At 64.1% G+C, this 7,606-nt stretch carries 5 protein-coding genes; 3 read left to right on the forward strand and 2 right to left on the reverse strand.

The window, feature by feature from the left end:
• Positions 1-187: 187 nt before the first annotated feature.
• Both FCU66_RS40235 and FCU66_RS40240 read right to left on the reverse strand, forming a co-directional pair.
• Positions 188-949, reverse strand: a complete 762-nt coding sequence (locus tag FCU66_RS40235) for an ABC transporter permease (RefSeq protein ID WP_136621772.1) — start codon at positions 947-949, stop codon at positions 188-190.
• A gap of 14 nt (positions 950-963) precedes the next feature.
• Positions 964-1,890: an ABC transporter ATP-binding protein gene (locus tag FCU66_RS40240; RefSeq protein ID WP_136621765.1), complete on the reverse strand. Its 927-nt coding sequence runs from the start codon at positions 1,888-1,890 to the stop codon at positions 964-966.
• 300 nt (positions 1,891-2,190) lie between these two features.
• Here FCU66_RS40240 and FCU66_RS40245 point away from each other — a divergent pair, with 300 nt between their 5' ends.
• The 3 genes from FCU66_RS40245 (at position 2,191) to FCU66_RS40255 (ending at position 7,570) form a co-directional block, all read left to right on the forward strand.
• Complete coding sequence (locus FCU66_RS40245; protein WP_136621766.1) at positions 2,191-3,552, forward strand: cytochrome ubiquinol oxidase subunit I; 1,362 nt, start codon at positions 2,191-2,193, stop codon at positions 3,550-3,552.
• Positions 3,553-3,556: 4 nt separating this feature from the next.
• Positions 3,557-4,561: a cytochrome d ubiquinol oxidase subunit II gene (locus tag FCU66_RS40250; protein ID WP_136621767.1), complete on the forward strand. Its 1,005-nt coding sequence runs from the start codon at positions 3,557-3,559 to the stop codon at positions 4,559-4,561.
• Between the two features lie 453 nt (positions 4,562-5,014).
• On the forward strand, positions 5,015-7,570 hold the full coding sequence (locus FCU66_RS40255) for a mechanosensitive ion channel family protein (protein ID WP_136621768.1): 2,556 nt from the start codon (positions 5,015-5,017) through the stop codon (positions 7,568-7,570).
• The last annotated feature ends 36 nt before the right edge of the window (positions 7,571-7,606 follow it).

Below are 7,606 nucleotides of genomic sequence, written 5' to 3' on the forward strand. Positions count from 1 at the left end.
TTGCCGATCAGGACACTAGGTCGTATCGATATTCAGGTGATGCCGGCCTGCAAATGGCAGCTTCCTGCGCTTCCGGTGCTCACGTACAAGAAGTACGCTCCGCTCCGGTTCTCGGAATCCACCATTTTCGACTCGGCCTGACCTGAATCTCAACAGACCTGGCGGCGCCTCAGGGTGCTTTCGCCGCTCAGTTCCTTAGCCGGTAGCCGGTCCTGAAGATCCAGGCGACGATGGTTATGCAGACCAGCAGGAAGACGACGGTCATGCCGAGGCTGACGCCGACCGAAACGTCGGACTTGCCGTAAAAGCTCCAGCGGAAGCCGCTGATCAAATAGACGACCGGGTTGAACAGCGTCACCGTGCGCCAGACTTCGGGCAGCATGTTGATCGAATAGAAGCTGCCGCCAAGGAAGGTCAGCGGCGTGATGATCAAGAGCGGCACCAGCTGCAGCTGCTCAAAACTCTTCGCCCAGATGCCGATGATGAAGCCGAACAGGCTGAAGGTCACCGCCGTCAGCACCAGGAAGGCGAGCATCCAGAACGGGTGCAGGATGGTGAGCGGCACGAACAGCGACGCGGTGGCCAGAATGATCAGGCCGAGGATGATCGACTTGGTCGCCGCGCCGCCGACATAGGCGATGACGATCTCCAGATAGGAGACCGGCGCCGACAAAAGCTCGTAGATCGAGCCGACGAATTTCGGGAAGTAGATGGCAAAGGAGGCGTTGGAGATCGACTGCGTCAAGAGCGACAGCATGATCAGGCCGGGCACGATGAAGGCCCCGTAGCTGATGCCGTCGATCTCGGTGATGCGCGAGCCGATGGCCGAGCCGAAGACGACGAAATACAGCGATGTCGAGATGACCGGCGAGACGATGCTCTGCAGCACGGTGCGGAAAGCCCGCGCCATTTCCATCCGGTAGATCGCCCATACCGCATGTAGGTTCATGGCCGCGCGCGGGTTCATGGCTCTCTCCTCACCAGATTGACGAAGATCTCCTCGAGCGAACTGTTTTGCGTGTCGATGTCGCGGAACTGGATGCCGCCGGCCTCGAGATCGCGGATGAGCGAGGCGACGCCCGGCCGCTCGGCCTGGTTGTCATAGGTGTAGGTCAGCTGCCCGCCATCCGGCGACAGCTCCAGTGCATAGTGCGAGAACGCTTCCGGAATGGCCGTCAGCGGATTGCGCAGTTCCAGCACCAGCCGCTTGCGGCCGAGCTTGCGCATCAGTTCGGCCTTGTTCTCGACCAGGATGATCTCGCCGCGGTTGATGACGCCGACGCGGTCGGCCATCGCCTCGGCCTCCTCGATGTAATGCGTGGTGAGGATGATGGTGACGCCATCGTCGCGCAGCCGGCGCACCATCGCCCACATGTCCTGGCGCAGTTCGACATCGACGCCGGCGGTCGGCTCGTCGAGGAACAGGATGCGCGGCTCATGCGACAACGCCTTGGCGATCATCAGCCGGCGCTTCATGCCGCCCGACAGGGTAATCGCCTTGGCGTCCTTCTTGTCCCACAGCGAGAGATCGCGCAGCACCTTCTCGACAAACGCCGGATTAGCCGGCTTGCCGAACAGGCCGCGGCTGTAATTGACCGTCGCCCAGACGCTCTCGAAGGCGTCGATGGTCAGTTCCTGCGGCACCAGGCCGATCAGGCTGCGCGCGGCGCGATAATCCTTATTGATGTCGTGGCCGTCGACGGTGACGGTGCCCGACGAGCGATTGACGATGCCGCAGACGATCGAGATCAGCGTCGTCTTGCCGGCGCCGTTAGGCCCGAGCAGCGCAAAGATCTCGCCGCGCTGGATGTCGAGATTGACCTCCTTGAGCGCGGTAAAACCGGTGGCGTAGGTCTTGGAGACCCCGGAAATAGACAGGATGGAGGGCATGGATGAAAACGGCTGCTTGAAAGAGGTCCCCTGATATAGGCCGAATGTCGGTGCATGCAACCGCAAGTCGATGCCGCTCCTGCCAGTTCTCCACAATCGTTGCCGGCGGACACTCCGGCCGCTGCCGGGACTGAGATGCGCTCGGCGACACGCCGGACCCCGGCGCATAGGCTGAGCCATGCTGCGCATGCGTCATATTGGCAGGGCGCTGCGGCGTTCCGCCTCGCGGCGGGACGCCGCTTTGACCGACCGGCGCGACAGGCCTATTCTTGCAGGCATTAGAAGCAGCCGGAGCCCACCATGGACCCGCTCATCCTGTCGCGCATGCAATTCGGCGCAAATATTTCGTTCCATATATTGTTTCCGACGATCACCATTGCGCTTGGCTGGGTGCTGCTGTTCTTCAAGCTGCGCTACAACGCGACCGGCGATTCAGCCTGGATACGCGCCTACTTCACCTGGGTGAAGGTGTTCGCACTGTCCTTCGCCATGGGCGTGGTTACCGGCGTCACCATGAGCTTCCAGTTCGGCACCAATTGGCCGGGCTACATGGAAAAGGTCGGCAACATTGCCGGGCCGCTGCTGGCCTACGAGATCCTCACCGCCTTCTTCCTCGAAGCGGCCTTCCTCGGCATCATGCTGTTCGGCTTCCGCCGCGTCTCCAACCGCATCCACACGCTGGCAACGGTGCTGGTCGCAGGCGGCACCACCGTCTCGGCCTTCTGGATCATCGCGCTCAATTCCTGGATGCAGACGCCGGCCGGCTTCGAGATCCGCGACGGCGTGGCGCATGCCGTCGACTGGTGGGCTGTTGTCTTCAACCCGTCGATGCCCTACCGGCTGGTTCATATGCTGCTTGCCTCTGGGCTCACGGTATCCTTCCTGATCGCCGGCCTATCGGCGCTACGCTATCTCTACGGCGACCGTTCGGAATCGATGTGGAAGGCGCTGCGCACCGGCGTCTTCACCGCGGCGATCCTGATCCCGATCCAGATCTTTGCCGGCGACCAGCATGGTCTCAACACGCTGGAGCACCAGCCGCAGAAGATCGCCGCCATGGAGGCCAACTGGAACACCGGCCCCAACGTGCCGCTGGTTCTCTTCGCCCTGCCCGACGAGGCGGCCAAGGAAAACAGGTTCGAGATCGCCATTCCCGACGGCGCCAGCCTGGTGCTGCGGCACTCGACCAGCGGCGTGGTGCCGGGGCTGAACGACTATCCCGGCAACCATCCGCCGGTCTTCCCGGTGTTCTGGGGTTTCCGCATCATGGTCGGCACCGGCGTCCTGATGCTGCTCGTCTCATGGTCGGCGGCTTTCTTCCTCAAGCGCCGGCACAGCCTGCCGAAGCCGCTCGCTCTGCTGATGGTGCCGATGGCGCTGTCGGGCTGGCTGGCGACGCTGGCCGGCTGGTACACCACCGAAATAGGCCGCCAGCCCTGGCTGGTGACCGGCGTGCTGAAAACCGCCGACGCGGTCGGCCCGGTGGCCGGCAGCCATGTCGCGCTGACACTGGCCATCTATCTCATTCTCTATGTGCTTTTGCTGATCGCCTATCTCGGCGTGCTGGTGCACCTGGCGCTGAAGGCGGCAAAGGACGGCGACTCATCGCCGCTGCCGGGCGCGATGAAGACGGCCATGTCGCAACCGGCTGCGGGGGAGTAAGAAGATGACTTTCGACTGGCCAACCGCGCTTCCGCTGATCTTCGCCGGCCTGATGGGCCTCGCCATCCTGATCTACGTCATTCTCGACGGTTTCGATCTCGGCATCGGCATCCTGTTCGCCGCTGCTGAAGACGCCGAGCAGGACACGATGATTGCCGCGATCGGTCCGTTCTGGGACGCCAACGAAACCTGGCTGGTGCTGGCCGTCGGCCTGCTGCTGGTCGCCTTCCCGATGGCGCATGGCGTCATCCTGACCGCGCTCTACATTCCGGTCTTCGTGCTGCTGGTCGGGCTGATCCTGCGCGGCGTCGCCTTCGATTTCCGCGCCAAGGTGCCGACCGAGCGCAAGCACCGCTGGAACCGCATTTTCTTCCTCGGTTCGATCATCGCTTCGCTGGCACAGGGCTACATGCTGGGCGTCTATGTGCTGGGCCTCGATGTCGGCTTCGGCGGCATGGCGTTCGGCGTGCTGGTAGCGTTCTGCCTGGCCGCCGCCTACGCGGCGATGGGCGCCGCCTGGGTGATCTACAAGACCGAAGGCGAGTTGCAGAAGAAGGCGGTGCGCTGGCTGCGCACGACGCTGGTGCTGACCGCGCTCGGCATGGCTGCCATCTCGCTGGCGACGCCGTTCGCCAGCCCGCGCATCTTCGACAAATGGTTCGTCTGGCCCGCGATGCTCTATCTGTCGCCGCTGCCGATCCTGTCGGCCCTGCTGTTCGGCTGGCTGTGGCGGCAGACCTTCCACCTGCCGAAGCCCGACGACCGCCATTCGCTGACGCCGTTCCTGACGCTGGCCGCCATCTTCGCGCTCGGCTTTGCCGGCCTCGCCTGGTCGTTCTACCCGTTCGTGGTGCCGGATCGCCTGACCATCTGGCAAGCGGCCTCGGCGCCGGAGAGCCTGGCCATTATCCTGGCCGGCGCCGTGGTCGTGCTGCCGGTCATCATCTTCTATTCCTTCTATGCCTACCGGGTGTTTGGCGGGAAGGCGACGGACCTGACTTATGATTAGTTCCTCGACGTAGTGAACCATCGCAACCATCCGGAAATTGGCCGAGGCCTTCCCAACTTCGTCATCCCTGGGCGAAGCAGGAGCGAAGCTCCGTCGCGGAGACCCTGGGATCCATGCCGCGACCTTGGTCGTGGAGTGCAGCGGTGCAGAATTCTGAACTGTGGCGACGCTTATGTGTCACGGCATGGATCCTATGGTCTGCGCCGCGTCGCTTCGCTCCTTGCCCCGCCATAGGATGACGAAGCGATAGATGTTTCCGCCAATCTGCAAGGCATGCGATCCTGCCAACGCGAGAAACGGGGAAATTAGCTTGTTCTAATCCAGTCTTCTTTTTGACTGTTAGAGCCAAGTTCTTGCGGCCAAGTGCCGGCCGGAAAGACAATCTTCATCTTCCAGCGGAATAACCTCTTCAGCCGGCCAGTCAGGGTTGCCGGCGAGAAGAAGGGCAATCCGATGCGCGATGTCCACCTCACCCCGGCTAGCCGGGAGCGCCTGGTCTTGCTGTTGCTGCGCGTGCTTGCTCTTGTCACAGCACTTGCCCTTGCCGGCCTGTTGCCCTCGCTGGCGCACGCCCAGGAAACGGCCAACTGGAGCGGTGTGTGGGACACCAAATGGCGCGGCGGCGGCGCCCAGATCAAGTTCGAGCAGAACGGTACCGAGGTCAAAGGCGTCTATCCCCTCTACGCCGGCCGCATCGAGGCGCAGGCCGAGGGCGAAAAGCTTGTCGGCCGCTGGTTCGAGGGCAATCGCCAGGGCGAATTCTCCTTCGTCCAGTCGCCCGACGGCGCGAGCTTCATGGGTCGCTTCGAATCCGCCACCGCCGAATGGTGGACGGGCGTGCGCGTCAGCGCCGTCGAGGGCATCGACGTCGATCAGACGGACCCGATGACCACCATGCGCTCGTTCCTGCAGACGATGAACGAGAGCGGCGCCGACAATGTGGCACGCGCCACCGGCGGCGGCATGGGCCTGGCCGCACTCGCCGCCGGCCTCATCGATGTCAGCGACGCCGATCGTGGCGGCCTCAACATGCCCGACTACACCAAGCTTCTGTTTTCCGTCATCGACAAGACGACCTTCCGCCTGTGGAGCCTGCCACATGAAGCAATCGCCGGCGACGCGGTGACGGCCAGGCTGCAGCAATACGACACTAGCGTTTCCTTCGACGCCGGCTTTCGCCGCAAGGATGGCGCCTGGTTCATCGTCGGCCCGCCGCTCAGCCAGCTGCAGGCCAAGCTTGCCGAATTCCAGGCGGCACGCGGCGAGGCCGTCGACATGGTCGACGACCCCGGCAAGCTCGCCTCGCCGCGCGATACGTTCAAGATGCTGCTCGGCGGCATCACCGAGGTCGGCGATCCGGCCGACGCCGCACTCGACCTGCGCGACTACAATCCGGCGGTGCGCGCCGACGAGGCGATCCTGCTCGAGCGCTACCTGAAGAAGGTCATCGACCGCATCGGCTATGTCTACTGGCAGGAGATCCCCGACGATCCCAAGTCGAACACGCCCTATGTCTATTTCGAGCACCCGTCCGGCAATGTCGTCGTCGGCCCGGTCGACACCGGCAAGCCGGGCGCGGCGGGCAAGATCTGGCAGTTCACGCCCGAGACGCTGGCCAACATCCGCGCGCTCTATGCCGATGTCGAGGATGTGCCGGTGGCGCCGGAATTCGCTGCCTTCGCCAGCAGCGATCCGTTCTTCGCCACGCGCGGCCTCGCCCGTGAGATCAGCCCCGCGCTGCTCACCCGAGCCGGGCCGATCGAGCGCTGGCAATGGCTGGCGCTTGGGCTGGCGGCGCTCGCCGGCATCGCCTTCGGCTTCATCGCCAATGCGGTCATCGAGCTCATTGCCCGCAGCCGTGGCACCGAGCGCTCCGGCTTCCTGCGCGTCGTCGCCTGGGCGGTGCGCGCCATCGTGCTTGGCCTGTTGCTGCTGTTTGCGCTGCGCCCGCTCGGCCTGCCGCAGGTCATCGCGGCGCCGGTCAAGGCGGCGGCCTGGAGCCTGATCGTCATCGGCTTCGCGCCGGTGGTCTGGCATCTCATCGGCAGCATCGCCGGCCATTATCGCAGGCTGTGGCAGGTGCCGGGCTATCACGACACGCTGATTTCGCTGTCCACCGGCGTGGCCCGCGTCGCCGTGCTGGTTGTCGCCTTCCTGCTGCTCGCCGAAGTGCTGGCCATCCCCTATGAAGGCGTCATCGCCGGTCTCGGCATTGGCGGCCTGGCGGTGGCGCTGGCGGCGCAGCCGACGTTGCAGAATTTCCTCTCCGGGCTGACGCTTTATGCCGACCGCCCGGTCAGCGTCGGCGACTTCTGCAAGTTCGGCGACCAATCGGGCACGATCGAGCATATCGGCATGCGCTCGACCCGCATCCGCTCGCTCGACCGCACCATCATCTCGGTGCCGAATTCCGACTTCGCCGGCATGCAGATCGAGAATTACGCGCATCGCGACCGCACCCGTTTCGCGACCACGCTGCAGCTGCGCTACGAGACGACGCCCGACCAATTGCGCTACACGCTGGCCGAACTGCGCAAGCTTTTGATCGCGCATCCGCGCGTCATCGACGACCCGTGCCGGGTGCGCTTCGTCGGCTTCGGCCCCTATTCGCTCGATGTCGACATCTCGACCTACATCATGACGTCGGACGCCGGCGAATTCCTCGCCATCCGCGAGGACATCCTGTTGTCGATCATCAACATCATGGACGAGGCCGGCGCGCAGTTCGCCTTCCCGGCGCAGATGGAATACAGCGCCGCCGACCTGCCGATCGACGACGACAAGCGCATCGCCGCCGAAAAACGTGTCAGCGACTGGCGCGAGGCGGACAATCTGCCCTTCCCCGATTTCAGCCAGATCGACAAGTTCGGCTTCAACAACACGCTTGCCTACCCGCCGCCGGGCTCGGCGCATTACCGCGAGACGGAGCCGGATCCGCAGTCGGCAGAGGCGAGGGCGACGCTGGAAAAGGTGCGCTGGAGTTTGCCGTGGCGGAAGGGGGCGGCTTAGCCCTCCCTCAGGAGCGAGGCACCCCCCTCTGGCCTG

The organism is Mesorhizobium norvegicum (genome assembly GCF_004919685.1).
Taxonomy (GTDB): Bacteria; Pseudomonadota; Alphaproteobacteria; order Rhizobiales; family Rhizobiaceae; genus Mesorhizobium; species Mesorhizobium norvegicum.

Coding starts and splice junctions, on each gene's coding strand:
- FCU66_RS40235 (WP_136621772.1), bottom strand. CDS start 949: ATGAACCTACATGCGGTATGGGCGATCTACCGGATGGAAATGGCGCGG.
- FCU66_RS40240 (WP_136621765.1), bottom strand. CDS start 1,890: ATGCCCTCCATCCTGTCTATTTCCGGGGTCTCCAAGACCTACGCCACC.
- FCU66_RS40245 (WP_136621766.1), top strand. CDS start 2,191: ATGGACCCGCTCATCCTGTCGCGCATGCAATTCGGCGCAAATATTTCG.
- FCU66_RS40250 (WP_136621767.1), top strand. CDS start 3,557: ATGACTTTCGACTGGCCAACCGCGCTTCCGCTGATCTTCGCCGGCCTG.
- FCU66_RS40255 (WP_136621768.1), top strand. CDS start 5,015: ATGCGCGATGTCCACCTCACCCCGGCTAGCCGGGAGCGCCTGGTCTTG.